Source organism: Phaeovibrio sulfidiphilus, assembly GCF_014861485.1.
Taxonomy (GTDB): domain Bacteria; phylum Pseudomonadota; class Alphaproteobacteria; order Rhodospirillales; family Rhodospirillaceae; genus Phaeovibrio; species Phaeovibrio sulfidiphilus.
Genome location: NZ_JACZHT010000001.1, coordinates 481,114 through 506,405, shown reverse-complemented (window position 1 = coordinate 506,405; position 25,292 = coordinate 481,114). Strand labels below are relative to the sequence as shown.

Annotated in this window: 24 protein-coding genes and 1 tRNA gene; 20 read left to right on the top strand and 5 right to left on the bottom strand. The window is 66.7% G+C overall.

Annotated elements, in window-relative coordinates; all coding sequences use genetic code 11:
• The first annotated feature begins 6 nt into the window (after window positions 1–6).
• The 8 genes from IHV25_RS02125 (at window position 7) to serB (ending at window position 4,686) form a co-directional block, all read left to right on the top strand.
• Window positions 7–393, top strand: coding sequence for an AtpZ/AtpI family protein (locus IHV25_RS02125; protein ID WP_420825408.1), 387 nt, complete (start codon window positions 7–9; stop codon window positions 391–393).
• Window positions 377–1,135, top strand: coding sequence for a F0F1 ATP synthase subunit A (locus IHV25_RS02120; protein ID WP_192533310.1), 759 nt, complete (start codon window positions 377–379; stop codon window positions 1,133–1,135). Before IHV25_RS02125 ends, IHV25_RS02120 begins: the two co-directional genes overlap by 17 nt.
• 61 nt (window positions 1,136–1,196) lie before the next feature.
• Window positions 1,197–1,421: an ATP synthase subunit C family protein gene (locus IHV25_RS02115; protein WP_192533309.1), complete on the top strand. Its 225-nt coding sequence runs from the start codon at window positions 1,197–1,199 to the stop codon at window positions 1,419–1,421.
• Window positions 1,422–1,666: 245 nt separating this feature from the next.
• Window positions 1,667–2,161, top strand: coding sequence for a F0F1 ATP synthase subunit B family protein (locus tag IHV25_RS02110; protein WP_192533308.1), 495 nt, complete (start codon window positions 1,667–1,669; stop codon window positions 2,159–2,161).
• A gap of 2 nt (window positions 2,162–2,163) precedes the next feature.
• Window positions 2,164–2,691, top strand: coding sequence for a F0F1 ATP synthase subunit B family protein (locus IHV25_RS02105; protein WP_192533586.1), 528 nt, complete (start codon window positions 2,164–2,166; stop codon window positions 2,689–2,691).
• 702 nt (window positions 2,692–3,393) lie between these two features.
• Complete coding sequence (gene ykgO / locus IHV25_RS02100; RefSeq protein ID WP_192533307.1) at window positions 3,394–3,519, top strand: type B 50S ribosomal protein L36; 126 nt, start codon at window positions 3,394–3,396, stop codon at window positions 3,517–3,519.
• Between the two features lie 148 nt (window positions 3,520–3,667).
• Window positions 3,668–3,741 (top strand) — tRNA-Gly (locus IHV25_RS02095).
• Between the two features lie 21 nt (window positions 3,742–3,762).
• Complete coding sequence (serB, locus tag IHV25_RS02090) at window positions 3,763–4,686, top strand: phosphoserine phosphatase SerB (protein ID WP_192533306.1); 924 nt, start codon at window positions 3,763–3,765, stop codon at window positions 4,684–4,686.
• 303 nt (window positions 4,687–4,989) lie between these two features.
• Here serB and IHV25_RS02085 read toward each other — a convergent pair whose 3' ends face one another.
• On the bottom strand, window positions 4,990–6,540 hold the full coding sequence (locus IHV25_RS02085) for a D-alanyl-D-alanine carboxypeptidase (RefSeq protein WP_192533305.1): 1,551 nt from the start codon (window positions 6,538–6,540) through the stop codon (window positions 4,990–4,992).
• A 232-nt stretch (window positions 6,541–6,772) separates the two neighbouring features.
• On the opposite strand from IHV25_RS02085, the gene IHV25_RS02080 reads away from it, so the two are divergent.
• The 3 genes from IHV25_RS02080 to clpA all read left to right on the top strand — a co-directional run bounded on the left by IHV25_RS02080 (window position 6,773) and on the right by clpA (window position 10,636).
• Window positions 6,773–7,474, top strand: a complete 702-nt coding sequence (locus IHV25_RS02080; RefSeq protein WP_192533304.1) for a hypothetical protein — start codon at window positions 6,773–6,775, stop codon at window positions 7,472–7,474.
• 246 nt (window positions 7,475–7,720) lie between these two features.
• A complete protein-coding gene (gene clpS, locus IHV25_RS02075) occupies window positions 7,721–8,119 on the top strand; it encodes an ATP-dependent Clp protease adapter ClpS (protein WP_192533303.1) in 399 nt (132 codons plus the stop codon).
• A 168-nt stretch (window positions 8,120–8,287) separates the two neighbouring features.
• Window positions 8,288–10,636 carry an ATP-dependent Clp protease ATP-binding subunit ClpA gene (clpA, locus tag IHV25_RS02070; protein WP_192533302.1) on the top strand — a complete coding sequence of 783 codons (2,349 nt, stop codon included), beginning with the start codon at window positions 8,288–8,290 and terminating at the stop codon, window positions 10,634–10,636.
• Between the two features lie 267 nt (window positions 10,637–10,903).
• On the opposite strand, the gene IHV25_RS02065 is transcribed toward clpA, so the two are convergent.
• A complete protein-coding gene (locus IHV25_RS02065; RefSeq protein ID WP_192533301.1) occupies window positions 10,904–11,368 on the bottom strand; it encodes an NUDIX domain-containing protein in 465 nt (154 codons plus the stop codon).
• Between the two features lie 297 nt (window positions 11,369–11,665).
• Here IHV25_RS02065 and IHV25_RS02060 point away from each other — a divergent pair, with 297 nt between their 5' ends.
• Window positions 11,666–11,935, top strand: a complete 270-nt coding sequence (locus IHV25_RS02060) for a hypothetical protein (protein ID WP_192533300.1) — start codon at window positions 11,666–11,668, stop codon at window positions 11,933–11,935.
• 304 nt (window positions 11,936–12,239) lie between these two features.
• On the opposite strand, the gene IHV25_RS02055 is transcribed toward IHV25_RS02060, so the two are convergent.
• Window positions 12,240–13,016, bottom strand: coding sequence for a DsbA family protein (locus tag IHV25_RS02055; protein WP_192533299.1), 777 nt, complete (start codon window positions 13,014–13,016; stop codon window positions 12,240–12,242).
• A gap of 416 nt (window positions 13,017–13,432) precedes the next feature.
• On the opposite strand from IHV25_RS02055, the gene IHV25_RS02050 reads away from it, so the two are divergent.
• The 8 genes from IHV25_RS02050 to cydC all read left to right on the top strand — a co-directional run bounded on the left by IHV25_RS02050 (window position 13,433) and on the right by cydC (window position 22,444).
• A complete protein-coding gene (locus IHV25_RS02050; RefSeq protein WP_192533298.1) occupies window positions 13,433–13,972 on the top strand; it encodes a GNAT family N-acetyltransferase in 540 nt (179 codons plus the stop codon).
• A gap of 68 nt (window positions 13,973–14,040) precedes the next feature.
• Window positions 14,041–14,319: a hypothetical protein gene (locus IHV25_RS02045; RefSeq protein WP_192533297.1), complete on the top strand. Its 279-nt coding sequence runs from the start codon at window positions 14,041–14,043 to the stop codon at window positions 14,317–14,319.
• A gap of 135 nt (window positions 14,320–14,454) precedes the next feature.
• Window positions 14,455–15,471 (top strand): LytTR family DNA-binding domain-containing protein, encoded by a 1,017-nt coding sequence (locus tag IHV25_RS02040; protein WP_192533296.1) that lies wholly within the window; start codon window positions 14,455–14,457, stop codon window positions 15,469–15,471.
• 547 nt (window positions 15,472–16,018) lie between these two features.
• The gene (locus IHV25_RS02035) at window positions 16,019–17,593 is read left to right on the top strand and encodes a cytochrome ubiquinol oxidase subunit I (RefSeq protein WP_192533295.1); all 1,575 of its coding nucleotides are present in this window, start codon (window positions 16,019–16,021) and stop codon (window positions 17,591–17,593) included.
• 12 nt (window positions 17,594–17,605) lie between these two features.
• A complete protein-coding gene (gene cydB, locus IHV25_RS02030; protein WP_197974906.1) occupies window positions 17,606–18,745 on the top strand; it encodes a cytochrome d ubiquinol oxidase subunit II in 1,140 nt (379 codons plus the stop codon).
• 13 nt (window positions 18,746–18,758) lie between these two features.
• The gene (gene cydX / locus IHV25_RS02025; protein WP_192533293.1) at window positions 18,759–18,878 is read left to right on the top strand and encodes a cytochrome bd-I oxidase subunit CydX; all 120 of its coding nucleotides are present in this window, start codon (window positions 18,759–18,761) and stop codon (window positions 18,876–18,878) included.
• A 66-nt stretch (window positions 18,879–18,944) separates the two neighbouring features.
• Complete coding sequence (cydD, locus tag IHV25_RS02020; RefSeq protein WP_192533292.1) at window positions 18,945–20,669, top strand: thiol reductant ABC exporter subunit CydD; 1,725 nt, start codon at window positions 18,945–18,947, stop codon at window positions 20,667–20,669.
• Window positions 20,666–22,444, top strand: coding sequence for a thiol reductant ABC exporter subunit CydC (cydC, locus tag IHV25_RS02015; protein ID WP_192533291.1), 1,779 nt, complete (start codon window positions 20,666–20,668; stop codon window positions 22,442–22,444). The genes cydD and cydC overlap by 4 nt, the downstream gene beginning before the upstream one ends.
• Before the next feature lie 290 nt (window positions 22,445–22,734).
• Here the strand turns inward: cydC and IHV25_RS02010 are convergent, their stop codons facing one another.
• The gene (locus tag IHV25_RS02010; protein ID WP_192533290.1) at window positions 22,735–23,553 is read right to left on the bottom strand and encodes a TrmJ/YjtD family RNA methyltransferase; all 819 of its coding nucleotides are present in this window, start codon (window positions 23,551–23,553) and stop codon (window positions 22,735–22,737) included.
• Window positions 23,554–23,557: 4 nt separating this feature from the next.
• Entirely contained in the window at window positions 23,558–25,150 is a 1,593-nt protein-coding gene (cimA, locus tag IHV25_RS02005; RefSeq protein WP_192533289.1) for a citramalate synthase, read from the bottom strand.
• Between the last annotated feature and the right edge of the window lie 142 nt (window positions 25,151–25,292).

Genomic DNA, 25,292 nt, shown 5'->3' with positions numbered 1-25,292 from the left:
GATCCAGTGCCAGACACGGACCAGACACCGGGACCCGAAGAGATCAAAGCCCGTCTGAGAGCCTTGCGCGGCCTGCCGCCCAATGGTGAACCGGCGGAGACTCAGGACGAAGACGAAGGACCGGGAAGGCCATCCGGGCTCGGTCTCGGGATGCGGATCAGTGTCGAAATGGTGACGACCATCGCGGTGGGCGGCGCGCTCGGATACGGTCTGGACAAGTGGATGGGAAGTGCGCCCTTTGCCATGGTTCTCTGCCTCCTTCTGGGAGGCGCGGCCGGCGTCATGAACGCCTATCGCGTGGTGAAGGGTCTCGACGACTCGGTTGGTTTGGGCGCTGCCATCGCCCGCAAGGAAGCGAAAGAGAGGGACAAGAGCCGTGGCCAGTCCGGTTGAGCAATTCAGAATTCAGGAACTTGTACCCCTGAAGTTGAGCGAAAATATCGATATTTCGCTGACCAACTCCGCCCTTATGATGGTGATCGGCGTCTTCGTCGCCCTGCTGTTCTTCTGGATCGCCACCGCGCGGCGCACGGTTGTGCCCGGTCGGCTCCAGAGCTGCGCCGAGATCCTGTACGAGTTCATTGCCAACATGATCCGTGACAACGTGGGCAAGGAGGGGATGCGCTACTTCCCCTACGTCTTCACGCTGTTCGTTTTCGTGTTCCTGGGCAACTTCATCGGGATGGTGCCCTACTCGTTCACCTACACGAGCCACATCGTGGTGACCGGAGCGCTGGCCCTGACCGTGTTCGCCGTTGTGACGGTGATCGGTTTTGCCCGCCACGGTGCCGGGTACCTGCGGATGTTCTTCCCCAAGGGCGCCCCCATCGCGACGGCTCCCATCCTGATTCCGATCGAGCTGATCTCCTACCTCTCCCGTCCGTTCAGCCTTGCGGTGCGACTGTTTGCCAACATGACGGTCGGTCACATCATGCTGAAGGTTCTGGCCGGGTTCGTGGTGTCCCTCGGGGCGCTCGGAGCCGCGTCGTGGGGCCTGGGCTATCTGGGCGCGTTTGCCGCGTTCTCGATGGTCGCTGGCATCACGGTCCTGGAGTTCTTTATCGCCGCCTTGCAGGCCTACGTGTTCACCATTCTGACCTGCATCTACCTCAACGACGCGATCAACATGCACTAGCCCCTCGCGGAGTGCACGCCCGTTGAAAACCTGCCTTTACCAACGTTGAAAGGGAAGTCTTATGGAAGCCATGGATTTGAAAGCTATCGGTGCCGGCCTGGCCGCTATCGGAATGATCGGCGCCGGTATCGGTGTCGGCAACATCTGGGCCAGCCTGATTGCCACGGTCGGCCGCAACCCGGCTGCGAAGTCCTCGGTCGAGCTTTACGGCTGGATCGGCTTTGCGGTGACGGAAGCTATCGCCCTGTTTGCTCTGGTTGTCGCCCTGATCGTCCTTTTCGGATAAGCTGGAACGCTTCATCGCAGAGTCTTTCCTTTCGGCCGGAAGCTGCTCCCCCCGGGGAGCGTGGTTTCCGGCCAGAGGAAGAGCCTCCGCGCCTCGAAGCCCGAACGCGTCCGCCCTGTGGGCGGATGTCACGCGTTTTCCGGGCGAGGCCCGGAAAGCCGTTTCCGGTCGCGCGTTCCCTTTCCCTATCGGGCGACGGCCAGAGTGCCGCGTACACCGCGTGAGCGCCCGGGAGTTCCGTACCGATGCCTCAATTTGAAGATATCGCCTCTTTTCCGTCCCAGCTTTTCTGGCTGCTGGTCTGCCTTGTCGTCCTGTTTGTGGTCGTCTCCCGCTTTGCCATTCCGCGTCTTGCGGACATCATGGAGAAGCGCCAGAAGATGATCGACGACGATCTGGAGCAGGCCGAGCGTTTGCAGGCCCAGACGGAATCGGCCATCGCGGTCTACGAAGCCGCTCTGGTGGAGGCCCGCACTGCCGCCCAGGCTTCGATCCGGTCGGTGTCCGAGAAGTCCGCGCAGGAGGCCGAGCGCCGCACCTCCGAGGTCAACAGCCGTCTTGCGAATCAGATCCGCGAGGGTGAGGCCCGGATCAACACGCTGCGCGAGCAGGCCCTCTCGAACATCCGCTCGGTGGCGGCCGACGTCGCGACGGGGATCGTCTCGCGCCTCGCCGGTCTGACGTCCGTTCCCCAGGCCCGGCTCGAGAAGGCCGTTGAAGACGCCATAAAGGAAAACTGATGATGATTTCCGTTGCGCATGCCGCCCAGGGAGCCGTTGCCGCTCCGGTCTATGCGACGCCCGAGTTCTGGGTCGCGGCCGCTTTTGTCGTCGTCGTCGGGTTTGTCTACTGGAAGGCCCGTCGGGCCATTGTGGGCATGCTTGACGCCCGCGCTGCCGAGATCCGCGCCCGTCTGGACGATGCCCGCAAGCTCCGGGAGGATGCCCAGGCGGTTCTCGCCGACTACCAGCGTCGCCAGCGTGACGCCATGAAAGAGGCGGAAGAGATCGTCGAGCACGCCCGTCAGGAAGCCGAGCTGATGCGCAAGACGGCCGAGGCGAACCTTGAGGCCTCCATCCAGCGCCGCGAGCGCCAGGCTGCCGAGCGTATCGCCCAGGCCGAGGCCCAGGCCATTGCCGAGGTGCGCTCCGCCGCTGCGGATCTGGCCGTTGTCGCCAGCCGCAAGGTGCTGAGCGAGACCCTGTCCCAGGCGGACCGGGACCGGCTTGTGGAGGACTCGATCCGCCAGGTCCAGGGGCGCCTGAACTGACGCCCCGGCCCTTCCGGGGCCTGACCAGAGAAACGAGAAAAAGAGCCCGCGGGGCTCTTTTTTTATGGCCGGGTGTCACGGGCCGAGCGATAGACGGCCCCCGGCTCCCGGCTCCCGGCTCCCGGCTCCCGGCTCCCGGCTCCCGGCGTCCCTGCGGATATCCCGCGGGCGCGCGGATGGGGCTGGCGAACGGCTGCGGATACCCGGTCCTTTCCGCTGTGATCCAGGGAACCGCCGGGGTGACCGGAGGCCCCAGCGTCTCCCGTCCCGGCGGGCGACCCGTGTGGTACAGGTCCGGTCTGTGGCGGGAGCCGCCCGCCCCATCGGGCCCGTCGGGGGGCATCCGATTCGGGGGAACCGGGACCGCTGCCCCCGGGGCCCATCGTCCGTATCGCCCCTTCACACCTCGGGAAGGCGCCCGATCGGCCCCTGAACGGGCCTTCGCACCGGCGCCGCCCCGCGCTTTCGTCGCCGTTTCGGTGCTGCCCCGGTCCCCGGGCGAACCGTTTTCCCCTTTGCGCGGGCGTCGGGGTGTGTTCTCCTGTGGACGTGACCGGCGGATGAGGGAACCGGGGCCTTTTGTCGGGATTTTCTGGGGAAAACCCTTTGACAAGAACGAGCCTGCCTCTTATGGTCCAGTCCTTGTTTTGCCGGAACTGTTTCCGGCAATTTTTTCTGAACGCCAGCTATGAGGATGGAACAATGCGTGTTCGCAATTCTCTGAAGTCCGCCAAGGTGCGCGACAAGAATTGCCGGGTCGTGCGCCGGAAGGGCCGCGTTCTCGTGATCAACAAGAAGAACCCCCGCCTGAAAACCCGTCAGGGCTGATCCGGCGGCGGTTTGCCGACGATGTGCGGAAACGTGTCCTTCGGGTTTCGTTTCCCCCTCGTTTTCTACCCAGAGATTGTCCCGGGCTTGCCCCGGGGTGTCTTGAGAAGTCCGCAAGCTTTTTCCGGGTTCGGAAACATCGGACGAAGCGGGTGTAGTTCAATGGTAGAACATCAGCTTCCCAAGCTGAATACGTGGGTTCGATTCCCATCACCCGCTCCACTCTTTTCGGGAGCCTAGTGTATGCAAGCCCCCTCTTCCCGAGCCGCTGTCAGCGTCTTTACCGCCTGGAACGCTCAGGAGCTTGCCCCCTCCCACCTGTCCCTTATTCGCGATGCGCTGGAAGCACTCGGAGGCGAGACCGCCGCTCCGGTGTGGCTGGACGAGCGCGTGGCCGCGGAAATTCCGGTGGATGGACTGTCCTTCGAGCAGGCCCAGGCGGCCGCCCGGATGGCGCTTGGGGATGCCCCCTTTGACGTGGTGGCCCAGCCCGCGGACGGGCGTCGCAAGCGCCTGCTTGTGGCGGACATGGACTCCACCATTCTGACCGGCGAGACCCTCGACGAGCTGGCGGACCACGCCGGCCTGAAGGACAAGGTCGCCCGGATCACCGAGCTCGCCATGAACGGCGAGCTGGACTTCGAGGGTGCCCTGCGCGAGCGGGTGGCCATGCTCAAGGGCCTTCCGGAAACGTCTCTGGAAGAGACCTGGAAGGGAGTGGAGTACACGCCCGGTGCCCGCACCGCCATTCGCACGCTGTCCGCCCTTGGGGTGCGCTGCCTGCTGGTCTCCGGCGGGTTCCGCTTCTTTACGGCCCGCGTCGCCGAGGAATGCGGTTTCGCAGGCCACGTGGCCAACGATCTTGAAATCGAGAACGGTGTGCTGACCGGCCAGGTCAAGGGCGCGATCGTGGACCGCTCGGTGAAGCTGTCCACCCTGAAGGACGAGGCCGCCGGTCTGGGCCTTCCCCTGGACGCCTGTGCCTCCATCGGTGACGGCGCCAATGACCTTCCCATGATCAAGGCCGCCGGACTGGGCGTGGCCTTCCACGCGAAGCCCTCGGTGGCGCGCGAGGCGCGGGCCATTGTGACCCACGGCGATCTCCGGTCCCTGCTGTATCTCCAGGGGATTCCCCGCAGCGAGTGGGTCGACGCCGGAGAGGCGTGATCCCGGTTGTCGCCGTTCCTGAACGCTGTCTGAGGCGGGCCCGCATTCCGGGTCCGCTTTTTTTTGTGCCCCTTCCAGGAAAGCGGGGAGGCGGGGTGGGGTGGCGTACGGGGGGCGGGGTGGCGGGAGTGGGATGGCGCACGGGGGCGGCAATTGGTGCTGGGTGGCTCAGGTGGTGGGGCGCCCGGCTGCCGTCCACCGACATGCGGCGGATCACCCCGGCTACGGTCCCGTGGTCCCCACAGAAAAAGGGCCCGCCCCGGGGAGGGCAGGCCCTTTCGTGTGTTCTAAGGGGATGTCGCGTCAGTGGGCGAGCATGTTGTCCCCCGCCGGGGTCACCAGGAGGCAGGACCAGTTGGCCTGGATCAGGGCCGCGCAGGCGCGCCGGGCCTCGCCCTCGCTGGGCAGACCGAAGACCCGGGCGCGGTACACCATGCCATGGTCCACCGAGGCGGGAACGACGAAGGGGGCCAGGCTGTCCGGCTCGAACAGGCCACCCAGGACCGAATGGGCATCGCGCACAAACGTCTGGGCCCGGTCGTGCTGGGCGAACGCCCCAACCTGAATGCCCCAGGATCCGCCGGGCACGGCGTCGGCGGGCTCGACCGGCACAACGGGAACCCGGGCCACGGCCTCGTGGGCGAGGCCGGATGCGGAGGTGGTCGACAGGGCCGTCAGGCTCGCCTGGGCCTCGTCCGCCTCGGCGGCCTCACGGGCAAGCTTTGCGTCCGGCATGTCGGCGGGAGGACGGGGCGACCCGCCCGCGGCTGCGGCGAGGGCCGCGCCCGGTACGCCACCGGCCATGGCCACCTGCACGGAGGCGGGGCCGCTGCCCGGCTTGCGCGGCGCAGGAAGGGGCGGGGAGGCCATGGCGGTCGAGCGTCCCTGGGCCGAGCGCGGTGCGGCTCCGCCCACGACAACCCGCTGTCCCGAGGCATCGGCCACGGCGGTGCCCCGGCCCCGTTTCTGGATTTCCGCAAACCCCCGGTCCAGGAGCTCCATCATGTGCGCGTCACGGGCGGCCGCGGTCTGTCCGCCCATCACCACGGCGATCACCCGGGCGTTGTCCCGGCGCGCCGAGGACACAACGTTGAAGCCCGAGGCCCGGATGTAGCCGGTCTTCAGTCCGTCGGCCCCGCGGTAGCGGCGCAGCACGTGGTTGTGGGTGGTCAGGGTCGCGTTGCCGTAGCGAAACGACATGGTCGAGAAATACGGATAGTGGTTCGGAAAGTGCTTCTGGAGGGCAAGGCCCAGAATCAGCATGTCCCGGGCGGTCGTGACCTGGCCCGTGTTCGGCAGGCCGGAGGCGTTGCGGAAGGTCGTGTTGCGCATGCCCAGCGCCCGGGCTTTCGCGGTCATCTGCTGGGCGAACGCGCTTTCGCTGCCCGCGATGTTCTCGGCCACCACGACGGCCACGTCGTTCGCGGACTTGGCCACCAGGGCCTTGATGGCGGTCTCCACCGTGATGGTCGAGCCGGGGCGAAGTCCCAGCTTGGAGGGGGCCTGGCCCGCCGCTCTCTGGGACACCGACAGCTTGGACGACGTCGAGTAGCGCCCGTTCTCCATCGCCTCGAACAGCAGATAGAGGGTCATCATCTTGGTGAGGGACGCCGGGTAGCGCTGCGCATCCGCGTTGCGGGCGTGAATCACCTGTCCGGTGTTGGCATCGACAACAATCGCGGCATAATTGGGGTTGGCGTGGGCGTGGCGGGGCGTGAGGCCCGCTCCGGCCGCAAGGCCCACCGCAACGGCCAGCGTCAGAAGAAAGAGACGTCCCCGGACAAACGCGCGCACGCCTGCGAACGGCCCGCGAAGGCGCTTCAGGGTCTCGGTTGAGGGCGAAAAGAGCGTCATCTTGAGGTGTCCCGGGCGTCACGAGGAGAGGAAGCAACGAAAAGGGGCCGCAGGGCCGTCCGCCCGACAGGGCGCGCGACGGCACGCATTACTTGCGTCCCATTTGCAAAGGGTAGGGTTTCCCGTTTCACCTGTCCAATGAAAAATCGACATCAATGCACGGAAAATCGTTAACCTTCAATTAACTCGCCATTGTTCTTGTTGTTTTATATGAGGTTCGGGAGGGATCGTGATGAGTCTGAACGCAATGCGCCGCGAGCCTGTGCGTGTGCCTGCGGGCCGTTCGGGCCTGTTCCGGCAAGGTCCGGTCCTGTGGGCGGCGGCCGCCCTTGCCCTGGGGCTTTCGGCCTGCGCTGCGGCGCCGGGGCTGCCCGATCCTCTGGCCGACCCCGGGATCCGGAGCGCCTGGCTCCGGGGCGAGGATCTCCACGCCGGATGCCGACCGGGGGTGCCCACTCATCTGAGGGGCGTCCTTTATACCAGCGCCACGCCGGACCGCGCCAGAGTTTATGAGGTCCATGACGATCCCCATGCAGCCGGAACCGGGGTGGAGGCCCACGCCACCGCCCGGGATCTCCCGGTTCGCTCTCGCAGCGCGGGCCAAGGCGGCCCCCGGATCCTGGATCCCTGGTCGGGGCCGGTTCGCGCGGTTCCTTTGGGGCCACGGGATCTGGCGGTCCTGACCGGCAGTCTGGCCGGGGACCGGGCGCGGGCTGCGGCGGGTCCGGGTGGGCGCGCAACGGGGCCGCAATCCGGGTCGCTCTCTGCCTCGCTGTCCGGCCCGCTGTCTGGCCCCGTGTTGGGGTGGACGGTGTCCGGGTGCCTGAACGGTCGCCCGGTGTTCCAGGTGTGGCCCGAGAGCCCGGAGCGGGCACAGGCTCCGGCTCTGCCCGGTCGCCTTGCCGGGCTTTTCGCTCCGACAGCCGCCCCCTGAGGCCCCCCGGGCGGCTCAAGCCGCGGTCGCGGGCCGTGTTGGCCTGTCCGAGCCGGTCGTGCCCATGCGGTCGGCTCCGCGGCGAGGGCGGCGCGCTCGCAGGGTGAGCCGGAGCCGGTGCCCGGCCCGCCAACCGGCGGGAGACAAAAGTGCCCTGCAACCCGCTGTGTGTTGATTGTGGGGGGGGTGATCCAATATGATGGTGAGACATCCCGTGCTCCTGAAGACCGAAAGGGTCCGTTGTCCATGCTGGCCGATCTCGTTCACACACGTTTCTGCGGTCACACGAAGGGCTTCCCCTGTGGTGCGGGCGTTCGCGCCGCCGCCCCCGACACTCCGGACGGTGACGATCCGGAAAGCGGTATTGCGCTGAAAACCCGAACCAAGGTCAAGAAGCCCTCGATGTATCGGGTTCTGATGCTCAACGACGACTACACGCCCATGGAGTTCGTCATCCACGTTCTCGAGCGTTTCTTCGACAAGAGCCATGAGGAAGCCACGGAAATCATGCTGAACGTCCATAACCGCGGCGTTGGCGTGTGTGGCATCTACACCTTTGAAATTGCAGAGACCAAGGTGGGGCAGGTCATGGCCTCGGCCCGCCGTGCACAGCATCCGTTGCAATGTACGCTTGAAAAGGAATAGTCTGAAAACGCGCCGGGTGCTCCGGGCTTGCAGGGATAGAGGGAGACGGGGGCTTGGCGCCCTCGGATATCGCTCCTATTTATAGAGGGAAAGGCCTTCCGGACGTGGCGCCGGGTTCGCTGTGACCCGTGTTTCTGCGACGGAGGGGAAGGAACGAAAGGAACACGGATGCTTTCCCGAAATCTGGAACAGACTTTGCACCGGGCGCTGTCTCTGGCCGTCCAGCACAAACACGAGTTCGCGACGCTGGAGCATCTCCTGCTCGCCCTGGTGGACGATGAGGATGCTGCCGAGGTCATGCAGGCCTGCGCGGTGAACCTTTCGGTTCTGCGCGAGCAACTGGAAGCCTTCCTCGAGAAAGAGCTGACATCCCTGGTCCGGGACGAGGCGGACCAGGATCCCAAGCCCACCGCCGGCTTCCAGAGGGTTGTCCAGAGGGCCGTGATCCATGTCCAGTCCTCCGGCCGGGACCAGGTGACCGGCGCCAACCTGCTGATCGCCCTGTTCAGCGAGCGGGAAAGCCACGCCATCTATTATCTCCAGATGCAGGACATGACCCGGCTGGACGCGGTCCAGTTCGTCTCCCACGGGACGGCCAAGGTTCCCGGCTTCGAGCAGGGCCGCACGGTCCGGGGGGTCGACGACGACGAGCTCTCCCTGTCCGGCTCCGGCCGCGAGGGGGGCGAGGGTGCCTCCGAGCAGCTGGGCGCCTACTGCGTCAACCTGAACAAGAAAGCCCTCGAGGGCCGGATCGATCCCCTGATCGGCCGGGACGCCGAGGTTGAGCGTCTGGTCCAGGTCCTGTGCCGGCGCACCAAGAACAATCCGCTTCTGATCGGGGATCCCGGGGTTGGAAAGACCGCCATTGTCGAGGGCCTGGCCAAGCGCATTATCCAGGGCGAGGTGCCCTCGGTCCTGGACGACGCCACGATTTACTCCCTTGATATGGGCTCGCTTCTGGCCGGAACCCGCTACCGGGGCGACTTCGAGGAGCGCCTCAAGGGCGTGATCGCCGAGCTGGAGGCCACGCCGGGCGCCATCCTCTTTATCGACGAGATCCATACGGTGATCGGGGCGGGGGCCACCTCGGGCGGCTCCATGGATGCCTCCAACCTGCTGAAGCCGGTTCTGGCCCAGGGGGTGCTGCGCTGCATCGGCTCCACCACCTACAAGGAATACCGCGCCCAGTTCGAGAAGGACCGCGCCCTTGTGCGCCGGTTCCAGAAGATCGACGTCTACGAGCCGACCCTCGAGGACTCGGTCAAGATCCTCAAGGGGATCAAGCCCTACTACGAGGAGTACCACAACGTCCGCTACACGGCCGATGCCATCCGGGCGGCGGTGGAGCTCTCCAGCAAGTACATCAACGACCGCAAGCTGCCGGACAAGGCCATCGACGTGATCGACGAGGTGGGCGCCGCCCGCATGCTGCTGCCCGAAAGCCGCCGCCGCAAGACCGTGACGGTCCGCGACATCGAGGACGTGGTGGCCCGCATCGCCCGCATCCCGGCCAAGTCCCTCACCCGGAACGACCAGGAGCTTCTGCGGACCATGGAGGAGAGCCTCAAGCGCATGGTCTTCGGGCAGGACAAGGCCATCGAGGCCCTGGCCACCGCCATCAAGCTGTCGAGGGCCGGACTGCGCGAGGCCGAGAAGCCCATCGGCAGCTACCTGTTCAGCGGCCCCACGGGTGTGGGCAAGACCGAGGTGGCCCGCCAGCTGGCCAAAACCCTCGGCATCGAGCTCATCCGCTTCGACATGTCCGAGTACATGGAGCGCCACTCCGTGTCCCGCCTGATCGGCGCGCCCCCGGGCTACGTGGGCTTTGACCAGGGCGGCCTGCTGACCGACGCGGTCGACCAGAAGCCCCATTGCGTCCTTCTGCTCGACGAGATCGAGAAGGCCAACCCGGACCTGTTCAACATCCTGCTCCAGGTCATGGACCACGGGAAGCTGACGGACCACAACGGCAAGACCATCAGCTTCAACAACGTGATCCTGATCATGACCACCAACGCCGGCGCCCAGGCCCTGGCCAAGAGCGCCATCGGCTTCGCCCGCGATGTCCGCCACGGCGACGACACGGAGGAAATCGAGCGGGTCTTCTCCCCCGAGTTCCGGAACCGTCTGGATGCGATCATTCCCTTCTCGGCCCTGACCCCCGAGATCGTGGGCAACGTGGTGGACAAGTTCATCATGGAGCTGGAGGCCCTGCTTGCAGACCGCAACGTGGTCATCGAGCTGACCAACAAGGCCCGCGAATGGCTGGCCGCCAAGGGCTACGATCCCCGCATGGGGGCCCGTCCCCTGGCCCGCCTGATCCAGGAGACGGTCAAAAAGCCGCTTGCGGAGGAGCTCCTGTTCGGCCGCCTGGTCAAGGGCGGACGGGTCAAGGTGGGCATCGAGAAGGACAAGCCGGTCTTCGCCTACTTCGACCTGCCCAGGGACGAGGCCGGCGCATCGGATCCGGCGTCGGGCGGGGAGTCCGGCGAAACCACCGAGACCGTGGACAGCTGATCCTGTCCGTCCGCATCTGTGTCAAAAGGGGCCTTCGGGCCCCTTTTTTTGCGCGGGTCTCGGGTGAGCGGGGAAGAGCAGTGGGCGAACCGGGGTGCAGGCGAGCGGGGAAGTGCGGTCGACGAACCGGGGTGCGGGCGAGCGCAGGGGGCTGTGCGTGGGATCGGTCTTTTGGGCACGGCGCGGGCTCGAACCGGGCCGGCGGTTTCCGAAGGGACTCCCGGGCTGTTGCAGGCCGGGAGATCGGTGCCGGGAGTGCCCCCCGTCCTACCAGGTCTGCCGGACGGGGCCGCGCCCCGCGATCTCATCGAGCCGCGCCAGGGTGCCCGGGGTGGTGCCCTCCGGCAGCCGGTCCGGGGAAAACCAGGCGGCCTCCCGGATTTCCAGCGGATCGCTGGGGCATGGTGTGCCCGGGACGTTGCGCGCCACGTAGAAAACCACATAGTCATCCAGTCCGCGCTGGATCGAGTGGTAGACCCCGAGCAGGGTCAGGTCCCCGTTGACGGTCAGGCCGGTTTCCTCCTGCATCTCGCGGCGGAACGCGGTCTCGGGAGTTTCGCCCGGGCTGATGCCTCCGCCCGGCAGCATCCACCCGGGCTGGTACGTGTGGCGGACCAGGAGGACGTGTCCGTCCGGACTGAAGAGGGCCCCGCGCACGCCGATGGTCTGGGCGCGGGCCACAACACGCAGGCCGGTGCGGGCGGCGTGAACGAGTTTCTCGACAAGGCTCATGGTACAGGTCTCCGGCAGGCGGGGGACAGTCGCGTAAAGGGGCACCTCGGGTCCGGGGGGCATGGCGTCAAGACCGCCCGGAGCCGTTGCGGGGGCCCCGGTTCGCCCCGGGCCCGCGGGGCAGGATCCGGGGCGCCTCCAGCTCCGGGCGCCTCCGAGCCCGTTGCCCGGGGAAAAAAGGTGTTCCCTTACGTAATTTCACGGCACATTATAGCTTTTATTCCTACGGGCTGTATTGGTGTTCATCCGGATGCGCCGGTCCGTCTGCGGCTGGCGCACGATCACAGAGAGCGGGCCATGGCCACGACAGAAAACCAGAACCGGTGGCGCGAGAAGCACCACACGGTCAAGCGTCAGCTGAATGTGATGGCGCGCTCGTTCATTCACGACACTCTTGTGAAGATTGCCCGCTCCCAGGGGCTGCGGGGCAAGGGCGAGGCCGTGACCTTTGCGACCTTCGTGACCATGGCGCTGGAGGAGCATGCGGCCATCAATCCCGAGGCCAAACGGCTTCTGGATCTGTACCGGGACGCCTACGCCCGGGACCGGGACATGTACGCGCCCTAGTGTCGCGTGCCGGGTTCCCCCTCTCCGGTCTGCCTGCCCCAAAGTCTCTCGGGAAGGCTGGGGGCTCCCCGGTCCCCGCCTGTGCGGCAGCATGGTGACATCCTGCGGCAGCACGGAGACGTCATGCGGCAGCACGGAGACGTCATGCGGCAGCACGGAGACGTCATGCGGCACCATGGAGAAAGGGCCCCGCCGTGTTCCAGGCCGGGCCCTTGTGGTGTGTGGTCTCGGAGTGCGCCTTGATCCTGCCGGGTGCCGTGTCCCGTGAGGGCTGCCGGTCGCGGGCGGGCCGGGGCGCCGGGTGTCAGGGCGCCTTGCGGGCCTCCCGGAGGAGCTCGAGAATGGTGTTCGTGGGGAGGGCGCCGGGGATCAGCTGGTTGCCGATGATGAAGGCCGGTGTGCCGGACACCCCGAAGTCCCGGGCCAGGCCCAGGGAGATGTCCAGGGTCTGCTCGACCTCGTTGCTGCGGGCATCCTTTTTCAGCCGGTCCACATCAAGTCCCTGTTCCTTCGCAAGGCGCAGCAGGGTGTCGGTGGTGACGCGGCCGCGCTGGCTCATCAGCGCCCAGTGGAGGGCCTCGTACTTGCCCTGAACCTGTGCCGCGAGGGCAAGGCGGGCGAGCTCCAGGGACTCCTGTCCGAAGATGGGCATCTCGAGAACGTAGAGCCGCACGTTCGGGTCCGCCTTCAGAACCTCCCGGAGGTTGGCGGAGGCCTGCTTGCAGTAGCCGCAGTTATAGTCCGAGAACTCCACCACAAGGGCGTCGCCTTTCGGGTTGCCGAAGGGCTTCAGGCCGGGGGCCTTTTGCAGGATCTCGTCCAGCCGGCTGGCCGCCGCTGCGGTGCGCTGTGCCTCCATCTCCTTCTCGAAGCGCTGGTAGGCCATCAGGGCATCGCGCACAATGGTCGGGTCGTCCAGAAAGGCGCGGCGCATTTGCTCGCCCATGTCCCGGTCACCGGTCGCGGCCTGCGGCGTCTGCGCGGTCGCCGGCGCGGGAGAAACGGGAGAAAGAAGCAGGGCACACAGGACGCTCAGGGAAGCCAGGGCGCTCGGCCCGGGACGTCGGGAGAACGGGGTCATGGAGTCGGTCTTTCCTGGTCAGAGCCGGAGAACGGTGCGGGTCACTCTCACGAAAATAGGGGTGTGACCGGAAATCACAAGCATTAAATCCCCGTTCAGGGCCACCTGCCCGTGCAGACCGGGCCCGGATGGGTCCAGGTGTGCGCGGCTCTTGACAAAAACCCGGTTTTCCCCCTTATAGTAGCGTCGTGAAAGAGACGTTCTGCACGCACGTATTACGGGACACGAGGCCAAGACCGGTGTTTGCGCATCCGAACATCCGACGACGACGCACCCGGTGTGCAGCAGGGATGAACCCCTGCGGCGCCCGCCCGTCCCCTGTGCGTGCCTGAAGGAACACGGAACGCCGGACTGGGACTTGCGACACGGACGCTGCAGGCCACGGCTTTCTTTCATGGCTCCGAGGAGCGCGCTTCATGGTTACCGTTACCCTTCAGACTGAAACTCCCGAGTTCTCGGGCGCCATCGAGGCGCTCCTTGATGTTGCCTTCGGCACGGACCGGCACAGGAAGATCTCCTACCGGTACCGGGAGGCCATTGCGCCTGTCTCCTCCCTGTGTTTCACCGCCCATTCCGAGCCCGGCGGGGCCCTGGTCGGCACGGTCCGGAACTGGCCGGTCTTCCTGGTCGGCGGGACGGGTGCGCCCCTGAACACGATCCTTCTGGGCCCCATTGCCATTGACCCTCCGCTGAAGGCGCTGGGGATTGGCGGCATGCTGATGAGGCACGCCATTGCCGCGGCCCGGGCCCAGGGTGTGGACATGATTGTCCTGGTGGGCGACAGTGCGTATTACGAGCGCTTCGGGTTTGTCAGCGCCGGTGACTTTGGCATTGTCATGCCGGACGAGGCCCCGCACCGGGTTCTGGCCCTGCCTTTGAGCGCCGCCGCCGCCCGGTCCACCCGGTCCGGCGTGCTCGTGCGGGCGGAGAGCGTGTCCCTGCCCCATGTGGCCTGACGGCCTGCGCCGGTCGGGCCCGTTCTCCCAATCGCCAGACCTGGCACTTCCGTCGTAAAGGACTCTCCATGACCCGGCGTTTTTCCCAGATCCTTGTCCTGTCCCTGGCGTTTGGTGCTCTTGGCGGCTGCGTGCGCGCCTCGGACAAGGACAAATTCACGGTGACGCCGGTCGAGGATCTGTCCATGGCCTGTACCATTGTGGACTGCGAGTGCCTGTCCTCCGGCGGGCTGTTCTCCCTGTCGGACACGGTTCCGCTGGAGTGGACACAGGACGGGCTTGCCCGCTGCCCCGAGGGCTACCGCCTGAAGCGGCTGGACCGCAGCCGGACCCGCTACTATCGCTAGCCGGCGTTTGCCTGTGGCCGGCCGGATGCCTTGCCCTGATGCGCCCGCGCCCCGGTTCGGGACCGGCGGACTGCCCTGGGCGGCCTTCGGGAGCACCGCGCGTGCGTCGCACCGGCGTCCGGGAGCGCCCAGACCATGCCCCCGTTTCGTATGACCCGACTGCTGGTGTGCTCGATCTGCGCCGCAGCCCTGTTTCCGCTGGCGGCGCTCTTCCTGTCTTTTGCCGGTCTCGTTCCGGCGGGCCTGGACCCGGCGGTGCGGGTCGCCCCCTGGGCCGGGTTCGGAGCCCTGGCCGGAGCGGCGAGCTACCTGTGCCTGTGTGTGTCCGCCATGCTGGTGCGCTCCACCCGGGTTCTTGGGCTTGCGGTGGCGGCTCTTGCCGCGCTGCTGTGCACCGGGCCCCTTGCGCTGGCCGTGTTCGCCCTTGGCCTGGTGCAGGGGATCACGGTCGGCCGCGCCCTTGCCGGGGTGTATGCTCTCGCCTTCGGTCTGTCCCTGGTGATCCTGTGGGGGCTTGAGCGCCGGCCGCTTCTGCGTCCGCGCGCCGTGTGGGCAGCCCTGTCCGCCGGTATACCCCTGAGGGCCCGTCCCGGGCGGCGCGCCCGCGCCCGTCTGAACAAAAAGATACTTGCGGGCGATTTGCGTTCGCGACCGCGGGACCGGCGGGCCTTCTTCTTTCCCGAGGAATTCGAGGGGGCGGGCGCGGTGTTTCCGCCTGCTGCGCGCGGGCAGGGCGGTCTGCAACCGGAGGCTGATACCGGGTGCCTGCGGTCCATGCCCCCGGGGCTTGAGGGGCCGGTCCTGGCCCTGTGTTCCGAGGACCATTACGTCCGCGTGTTTGCGTTCGGCGGGAACGGAGCCCTCTTGCGCCGTTTCTCGGACGCGGTCCGGGAGCTGGGTGCGGATGCGGGGATGCAGGTTCACCGCCGCTGGTGGGTCGCGCGCGGTGCGGTGGAGGCTGTGATCCGGGAGGACCGCTCCGTGGCGCTGCGCCTGACCAACGGCCTTGTGGTTCCGGTGTCCCGGGCCCGGCAGAAAGAGGTCGAGGAGGCCGGCTGGCTGCTGGCGGCTCCGGGCCCGTCCCCGGCTGGCCGGTTCGGCTCTTCGGAGCACACGGGGCATGGGGCTCCCCCGGTTCCGCCGCGCCTGTGACATCGGGGCCGCGGGCCCCTGATCCGCTGAGCGGGGTGCCCCGGCGGGCCGGTTCGCGGACCGGCGCCCGGCGCCACGTGATACGGGGCACGCCACGGTAGATCCTCGAGACGCCGAAACCCGCCCGCTGGCGGGTTTTGTGTTTTCGGGCCCGGTGTGCGCCCGCCCGTTTCCGTGTGTCGAGTCGGTCCCGGGTTTCCGCCATCTTGCAGCCAGATTGTCAAAACATGCACTTTTTGTAATGCCCGGACCCTTTTTGAAAATGCGACTCCGGATATATACCCGACCGGCGGTATATACGCTTCCGGGTGCGTCTTTCACTTTCAAGCCGTTCTGAGGTGGAACTTTTCTCCAAAAACACCCGTTTTTGGCTTGATTTTCTCCATTTCAAGGCGAAACCGCCCGGAAACCCTTTCTTTTCCCCGCGTTCGTTGCTAGAAAATATAATAATTCGAACGCCCTTCGGAGAGGAGACGCTTGTTCCAAGCTATATCCGAAGGGATCCGCGCCCGGAGAATGTCTTCGTCCAAAAGGACAGGAGTCCGCCATGATCTTCGACGATACCTTCATCGCCCTGTCGCGCTTGCAGTTCGCGGCAACGGGGATGTATCACTTTATCTTTGTGCCACTGACGCTGGGCCTTGCCTGGGTCGTGTTCATGATGGAAGCGGTCTACGTTATGACCGACAAAGTCATCTACCGCGACATGGCCAAGTTCTGGGGGAAGCTGTTTGGCATCAACTTCGCCCTCGGCGTTGCCACGGGACTGACGATGGAATTCCAGTTCGGCATGAACTGGCAATACTATTCGCACTACGTGGGCGACGTCTTCGGCGCCCCGCTTGCCATTGAAGGCCTGATGGCGTTCTTCCTTGAAAGTACGTTCGTCGGCCTCTTTTTTCTGGGCTGGAACCGGCTTTCAAAGCGCCAGCACCTGACCGCCACGTTCCTTATGGCGCTGGGGTCGAACCTTTCGGCGCTCTGGATCCTGGTTGCCAACGGCTGGATGCAGTTTCCGGTTGGTGCGGAATTCAACCCCGAGACCATGCGCATGGAAATGGCCAGCTTTACCGAGCTGGTTCTGAACCCGGTGGCGCAGGTCAAGTTCGTCCACACGGTTGCGGCCGGCTACTGCACGGCGACCTTCTTCGTCCTGGGCATCTCGGCGTGGTACATGATCCGCGGCCGGGATCTTGCTTTTGCGAAGCGCTCGTTTGCTGTGGCGACGGCGTTCGGCATTGCCTCCGTTCTCTCGGTTATCGTTCTGGGCGACGAGTCCGGCTACACGCTGGGTGAGGTGCAGAAGGTCAAGCTCGCAGCCATCGAGGCCGAGTACCACACCGAGAAGGCCCCCTCGTCCTTTTCCGTGATCGCTCTTCCGGATGACAAGGCCATGGAGCGGAAATACTCCGTGGACGTTCCCTGGCTGATGGGTGTGATCGCGACCCGCTCCTTTGACGAGGAGGTCAAGGGTATCAAGGATCTCAAGATCGAGCACGAGCACCGGATCCGCCAGGGTCAGATCGCCGTGGCGTCCTTGGACAAGCTCCGGGCCAAGACCGCCACCGACGAGGACCGTGCTGCCTGGGAGCAGACCAAGGGTGACCTTGGCTACGGCCTGCTTCTGAAGCGCTACGTCGAGAACGTGGCCGACGCCAGCGACGCGGACATTGCCGCCGCCGTCGAGGACTCCATTCCCTCGGTCTGGCCGGTGTACTTCTCGTTCCGCATCATGGTGTACGCGGGCTTCCTGATGGCGGTTCTTGTGGCCACGTCCCTCGCCCTCGTTATCCGTCGCACGATCCAGAATCACCCCCGCTTCCTGTGGGTGATCGTCTTCTCCATCCCCCTTCCCTGGCTCGCGTCCGAGGCCGGGTGGGTCGTTGCCGAGTACGGCCGCCAGCCCTGGGCAATCGGTGAGGTTCTGCCGGTGTTCCTGGCCACCTCCCAGCTGACCGCGACCGATCTGATGATCTCTCTGGCAGGCTTCGTGCTCTTCTACACCATCCTGCTCGTGATCGGCATGTACCTGATGGTCCACTTCGCTCGCAAGGGGCCGTCCAGTCTGGGTACCGGTCGGTACCATGACGAGGGACGTCCCGGCCATAAAGCTGCCAATTAAGGAGAGCAGGTGATGTTTGAATATGAAACCCTCAAGGTCATCTGGTGGCTTCTTATGGGAGCCCTGTTCATTGGCTTCGCCATTGCAGATGGCATGGATATGGGCGTCGGCGCGCTGATGCCCTTCATGGGGAAAACCAACGACGAGCGCCAGAGAATCGTGGATGCCGTCGCTCCCCACTGGGACGGCAACCAGGTGTGGCTGATCACGGCCGGCGCGGCGATCTTCGCCGCCTGGCCCCCGGTCTACGGTGCGGCCTTCTCGGGCTTCTACCTGGCCCTTCTTCTGGTGCTGTTCTCGCTGTTCATGCGCCCCACCGCCTTTGACTACCGTCCCAAGTTCTCCAGCACCCGCTGGCAGACCAGCTGGGACTGGGCGCTGTTCGCCGGTTCGTTCATCCCGGCCCTGATCTTCGGTGTTGCCTTTGGAAACCTGCTGCTGGGCGTGCCCTTCCGCCTGGACTCCATGATGCACTCCCACTACCAGGGTTCGTGGATCTTTGCCCTGCTGCCCCTGCTGAACCCGTTTGCGCTTCTGTGTGGTGTCCTGTCGGCTGCGATGCTGATGCTGCACGGCGCGGCCTGGCTGCAGTGGCGTGAGACCGGCGCGATTTCGGAGAAGGCCCGCAAGGTCGTCCCCTATCTTGGCCTGGTGGTGATTGCGACGTTCGCGATTGCCGGTGTGTGCGTCTGGCTCTGGATTGACGGCTTCCGCCTTGTGTCGCAGCCGGATCCGAACGGCCTGCCGCTGCCCCTCGACAAGGAGGTGGTTGTTGCGCAGGGTGCATGGCTTGACGTCTACTCCCGCGAGCCCCTGTCCATCCTGGCTCCGCTTGCGGGCTTCGGTGGTGCGATGCTTGCGGTTCTGGCCTCTCTGGCCCGCCGTCCGGCGTTCGCCTTCCTGATGACGTCGGTGACCATCGCGGGCGTGATCCTCACGGCCGGGTTCTCCATGTTCCCGTTCGTCCTGCCCTCGTCCATTGATCCGGTCTCCAGCCTGACCATGTGGGATGGCACCTCGTCGTACATGACCCTGAACATCATGTTCTGGGTGGTTGCGATCTTCCTTCCCATCGTCCTGTCCTACACTCTCTGGTGCTACTGGAGAATGTGGCCGCGCGCGGGCGAGAACATCGAGCCGTCGCACTACTAGAAAGGATCTCCCTATGTGGTACTTTACCTGGATACTCGGTCTGTGTGCGGCGCTGTCCTTGGGCATCATCAACGTGATGTGGCTTGAGGCACGCTCGGAAGACAACAACGACACCCCGAGCCGCGGCAACTAGTTCGTGTCGCAGCCGATGTCGCAAAACTCAGTGCCCGGAGCGGAAAAAGCCCTGCTCCGGGCACCTTTGCGAGGACTGAGACCCTCTCTTCTCGGCCTGGCCGGGCTGAGCCTCGCGTCCGGCGTTCTGCTGATCGTGCTGGCCTGGCTTCTGGCCGACACCCTGAACGCCCTGGCTTTTGAAAACACTCTTCCGGACGGACACCGTCTGGCGCTCGTTGCGGCGCTGATCCTGGGGCGGTTTGTGGTGTCCGGGATCGAGGCCCGCATCTCTGCGGGTCTTGGCATTCGGGCCGGTCTGGTTTTGCGGCGCCTGTTCGTGCAGGCCCAGCTTCACGGGACCGGGCGCCGGTCGACCAGTGCCGGGGCGGCGGCTCTCCTTCTTGTGGAGGGCATCGAGGCCGTCGAGCCCTTTTTCGCCCGGTTCCTGCCCGCCATGATTCAGGCGGCGTTCCTGCCGGTTGCGATCCTGGTGGTCGCCTTTCCCCTGGACTACATTTCCGCGCTGACCCTGGCGCTGACGGCCCCGCTGATCCCGGTGTTCATGGTTCTGATCGGCAAGGGGGCCGTTTCGCTGAACGTGCGTCAGTGGGAGGCCATGAACCGCCTGTCCGCCTACTTCCTGGACGCGGTGCGGGCCCTGACCCTGTTTCGGACCTTCAACGCCCTGGACCGGGAATGCGAACGGCTGGCCGAGGCCTCCGACGAGTGGCGCAGCGATGCCTTCGACGTCCTGCGGATCGCCTTCCTGTCCTCGCTGGCCCTGGAATTCTTTGCCACCCTTGGTGTGGCACTCGTGGCCGTGTTTATCGGCTTCCGGCTTCTTTCGGGCGACATGGACTACACCCGGGGACTGTTCCTTCTGGTTCTGGCGCCCGAGTTCTACCGCCCCCTGCGCATGATGGGCGTGCACTATCACGCCCGCATGGAATCCACCGCGGCTGCGGGCCGGCTTGCGCCCCTGATGGGGGCCGATGACGCCCCCGCGGCGTCCCCCCCCGCTTCCGGGGTTGCCGCCCCGTCTCCGGTTCCCGGGTCCGGTGGTGCTCCGGCGGTGCGTTTTGACGCGGTGACCTTTGCCTACGACACGGGCGGGCCGGTTCTGCGGGATCTCACCCTGGAACTGGAGCCCGGAACCCTCACCGCCCTGGTGGGGGCGAGCGGCGTCGGGAAGACCACCGTGCTGGACCTGGCCAGGGGCGCCCTGCGGCCCGGATCGGGCCGGGTGCTGGTCGGGGGCGCGGCTCCGGACCTGTCCGTGTTTCGCCCGTGCTGGGTTCCGCAGGATCCGCACCCCTTTGCGGGGACTGTGCGTGACGCGGTCGCCCTGGGGCGCCCGGACGCCTCGGATGCGGAGATCCTGGCGGCCCTGGAGCAGGCGGCGGCTCTGGACATCGTGGCGGAGCGGTTCCGCGGCCTCGACCGGGTGATTGGCGAGGGCGGCCAGGGCCTGTCCGGCGGCGAGATCCGGCGCCTGTCCCTGGCCCGTGCCTTCCTTGCGGATGCGTCCCTTGTCCTGCTGGACGAGCCCTCCGCCAGTCTGGACCAGGACAGCGAGACTGCGCTGGCCCATGCTCTGGGCGGCCTGGTCCCCCGGCGCACGGTTCTGGTGGCGGCACACCGCCTGGCCACCATCCGGGCGGCGTCGCGGATCCTGGTGCTGGAGGACGGGCGGATTGTCGAGGACGGCCCCTTCGAGGCCCTGCGTGATGCGGGGGGCGCCTTCACGCGCCTGCTGGGAAGCCGCTCGCCCCTGGTGGCGGCGGCCCTGAACCGGGAGAAAACATCATGACCTTCCGGCGGACACGTTTCCTTCTGAACCTTCTGTCCGGGCACTGGCTGTGGAGCCTTGTGGGCGTTTTCTTTGCCATCGTCTGTGCCTTCGGCAACATCGCGCTTCTGGTCATCTCCGGCTGGTTCCTGACGGGAATGGCGGCGGCGGGCCTGAGCGCGGGCACCTTCAACTACCTGGTCCCGGCGGCCATTATCCGGGCGTGCTCGATCCTGCGCTCCGGCGGGCGGTATCTCGACCGCCTGTTCACCCACGATGCGTCCTTGCGGGTGGTGGCGACGCTCCGGCCCCGGCTGTTTCGGGCGTTCTCCCGGCGTCCGGGCCTGGTGCGCATGCTGACCGATGATCCGGCCGCGTTCCACTCGGCCGCTCTTGCAGGCCAGCTGGGCGCGGACCTGGACACCCTCCAGCGGTTCTATCTCCAGATTGCCGTGCCCGCCATCGTGGCCCTGGTTCTGGGGGGCGGCTGCGTGCTTCTGGGCTTCTCCTACGGCGCCGGCGCCGGGGTGGTCCTGCTGGCCGCCCTGGTTCTGGGCGGGGCCGGGCTTCCGGGCCTGCTTGCCTGGCTTGGCCGGGCTCCCGGACAGGCCAGCATGGCGGAGCGGACCGTTCTGCGGACCCTGATGGTGGATGCTCTTGGTGGCCGGGATGAACTGGTGGCCTTCGGGGCGCTGGGACGTCACGAGGCCCGTCTCGAGGCCTCCAACCTTCGGCTTGCGGCCCTGCGGCGGCGCCTTGCCTTCCAGGACTCCCTGGGGGCGGCGTTCCTTCCGGTGCTCTCGACCGCGGCCATGTGGGCCATGCTGCTGATCCTGGTTCCCCGGGTGTCCGAGGGCACCCTGGGGCCCCTGTCCCTGGCGCTTCTGGTGTTTCTGGCGCTGGCGCTGTTCGAGGTGCTGACCCCGCTGCCTGAGGCCTTCCAGAAAACCGGCGCCACCACGGTGGTTCTGGACCGGGTTCTGGACCTGTCGCCGGAGCTCGAGGGCGCCCGCGGTGACCATCCCGCGGTGACCGGCCTTCCGGCCCCCCCGGGCGCGCGGGCGTTCCCGGCGGTCCGGCTGGAGGCCGTGACCGTGGGCGGTTCGGGTCCGGGCACGCGGGCCGCTCTCGGTCCCGTGACCCTCGACCTGACCGGCACGCGCCGTATCGGTCTTGTGGGGGCGAGCGGCGCCGGGAAGTCCACCCTGGCCATGGTGTTTGCCGGGGTCGTGCCGCTGGACGGCGGGCGGGTGTTCGTGGACGGCGTCGAGCTGCCCTCCACCGCCGATGCCCGGTTCCAGGGGCTTGTGTCCCTCGCACCCCAGACCCCGGCGTTTCTCTCGGACACGATCCGGCGCAATCTGCAGATCGCCCGGGCCGATGCCTCGGAAGCCGAGTGCCAGGAGGCGCTGGAAACCGCCTGTCTTGCGGACTGGGTGAACGCTCTGCCCGAGGGTCTGGATACGCTGATCGGCGAGGGCGGCCGGCCCCTGTCCGGCGGCGAGGCCCGACGGCTGTCCATCGCCCGCGCCCTTCTCGGGCGAGGCCCCCTCCTGGTCCTGGACGAGCCCGGCGAGGGCCTGGATCCGGCTCTGGAGGCCGAGGTTCTGTCCCGGGTTCTGGCGGCCAGCGCGGCGCGTCCGGTGGTTCTGGTCACCCACCGCCCGGCTGGCCTCGAGGCCATGGACGAGGTTCTGGTGCTGGATGAGGGCCGTATCGTGGAGCGCGGGGATCCCTGGGCTCTGGCCACCGCCCGGGGCCCGTTCCAGACCTTCCTGGAGTGCGCGGCGGTCTAGGGGGCTGGCTGTCCGGGCGGCTGGCCGTGCGCTTGTTCGGGCGGATCGGCGTGGCGAGACCGGCGGTTCAGGCCGCAAAGGAAAAGGGGGCGACCGGCGCCCCCTTTTTTCGTGTCCCGGTCCGTCGTCCGTGGCCCTTGGCTCGTGGTCCGTGGCCCCTGGTCACTGGTCCGTGGCTCTTGGCTCCTGGGGCCTTGGTCTCTGGTCCGTGCCCCTCGGTTCCAGGTCCGTGGTCCGTGGTTCTTGGCCCCTTGGCCCCTTGGCCCGTGGTCCGGGCGGCCGGTGCGGTGTCAGTCCGGGGTCGGGGTCTGCTCCCGGACGTGCTCGGACCAGGCGGGATCCCGGCGGCCGTGGCGCAGCTCCTTGACCACACCGTGCAGGGTTCGCAGCTCCTGCTCGGTCAGGCCCGCGCGCTCAAAGATGTTGCGCAGGTTGCGCACCATGCCGGGCCGCTTGTCCGTGTTGCGCAGAAAGCCGCAGGCATCCAGTTCCCGCTCCAGGTGGCCGAAGAAGTTGAGAAGCTCGTGCTTCTCGGCGGGGCGGGTGCCGTTCACGATCACCTGCTCCGGGGGCGCGTCGCTCTCCGCCTGGAACCACTCGTACCCCACAAGAAGGACAGCCTGGGCCAGGTTCAGGGAGGAAAAGGCCGGGTTCAGCGGGGCCTCGATCAGGCAGTCCGCAAGGGCCACGTCGTCGTTGTCGAGCCCGGCGCGCTCGGGGCCGAACAGGATGCCCACGCGCTCGCCCCGGCTCACAAGCTCGCGCAGGGTTCCTGCCGCCCGGCGGGGCGTCTGCACGATCTTGACCATGTCCCGGCGCCGGGCCGTGGTGGCGAACACCCGGTTCAGGTCCGCAATGGCCTCGGCGGTGGTGTCATGGACGGTGGCGTTTTCCAGGATGACGTGCGCGCCGGACGTGGCCGCCGGGCCCTTGCCCGACAGGTGGTCCTCCCGGGGGGCCACAAGACGCAGCTCCCCCAGTCCGCAGTTCATCATGGCGCGCGCCACCATGCCCACATTTTCCGACAGCTGGGGCCGGACCAGCACAATGACCGGCCCCCCGGCGCCCGCAACACTCGCGTTGGCCCGGGTACGATCCGTTCCTGCCACCCTGTCAGTCTCCCCGGCCGGCCCGGAAGAGGCAGTAGTCGAAGGCGTCCATCAGGGCCTCGAAGCTGGCCTCGATGATGTTGGTGGAGACGCCCACGGTGGTGTAGCGCTCGCCGGTGGGGCCCATGCTCTCGATCATGACCCGGGTCACGGCGCCGGTGGCGTCGTCGGGGGTCAGGATCCGGACCTTGAAGTCCACCAGGCGCAGGTTTTCCAGCACCGGGTAGATGGCGGTCAGAACCTTGCGCAGGGCGGTGTTGAGGGCGTCCACCGGACCGTTGCCCTCGGCCACGGCCATGTGGCGGTCGCCGCCCACGTGGAGCTTCACGGTGGCCTCGGAGAGGACCACCAGCTTGCCGACCGCATTGTAGCGGCGCTCGTCGATCACGCGGAAGCTGTCGACGGTGTAGTACTTGGGAACCTCGGCCAGGTGGCGATGGGCCATCAGCTCGAAGCTGGCCTCGGCGCCCTCGAAGGCGTAGCCCACGGACTCCTGCTTCTTGACGGTCTCGAGGAGCGTCGCGATCCGGGGATCCTTGTCCTCGACCGTGATGCCCAGCTCCCGGAAGCGGGCGATGACGTTGGCCCGCCCGGCCTGCTTGGAGACCAGGATCTGGCGGGTGTTGCCCACGCTTTCGGGGGTGACGTGCTCGTAGCAGCGGGGATTGCGCTCCACGGCGGAGGCGTGCAGCCCGCCCTTGTGGGCAAAGGCCGAGGCGCCCACGTAGGGGGCGTGCCGGTCGGGGGCGCGGTTCAGGCGCTCGTCCAGCATGCGCGAGACGTGGGCAATCTGCGGGAGCTTGTCGCGGGAGATGCCGGTCTCGAAGCCCATCTTCAGGATCAGGGTCGGGATCAGGCTCACCAGGTTGGTGTTGCCGCAGCGCTCGCCCAGGCCGTTCAGGGTGCCCTGGATCTGGCGGGCTCCGGCGCAGACGGCGGCGATGGCGTTCGCCACACCGTTCTCGGTGTCGTTATGGCAGTGGATGCCCACCTTGGTGCCCGGGATCACCTTCACCACCTCGGAGACGATGGCGCCGACCTCGTGCGGCAGGGTGCCGCCGTTGGTATCGCACAGCACGACCCAGCGCGCGCCCGCATCATGGGCGGCCTTCAGGCAGGACAGGGCGTACTCGGGATTGTCCTTGTAGCCGTCGAAGAAGTGCTCGGCGTCGAACATGACCTCCCGGCCCTCGCCGGCGACCAGGGCGATGCTGTCGGAAATCATGCGCAGGTTTTCCGGGAGCTCCACGCCGATGGCCTCGGTGCACTGGAAGTCCCAGGACTTGCCCACCAGCGTCAGGACCGTGGCCCCGCACTGCAGAAGGGAGCGCAGTCCCGGATCGTTCGAGGCGGAGATCCCGGCCCGGCGCGTCATGCCGAAGGCGCTCAGCCGGGCGGTGTGCAGGGCCGGGGCGTTGGCGAAAAAGCCCGTGTCCGTGTCGTTGGCTCCGGGCCAGCCGCCCTCGATGTAGTCGAAGCCGAGTTCGTCAAGCGCCCGTGCGATCGCAATCTTGTCCGCAACAGAGAAATCAACGCCCATGGTCTGGGCCCCGTCGCGCAGTGTGGTGTCGTAGAGGTAGATTCGCTTGTCGTTCATCGTGCGTCGTTCCAGTGGGGGACGTGTCCCGTTTTAGAAAAATCCGAATAAAAAAAGGCAAGGATGCTGTTGCACCTTGCCCCTTTTTCTCATCGACCACAAGAGTCGACGTTGGGGACGGATCGCTCCCTCGCGAGATGGC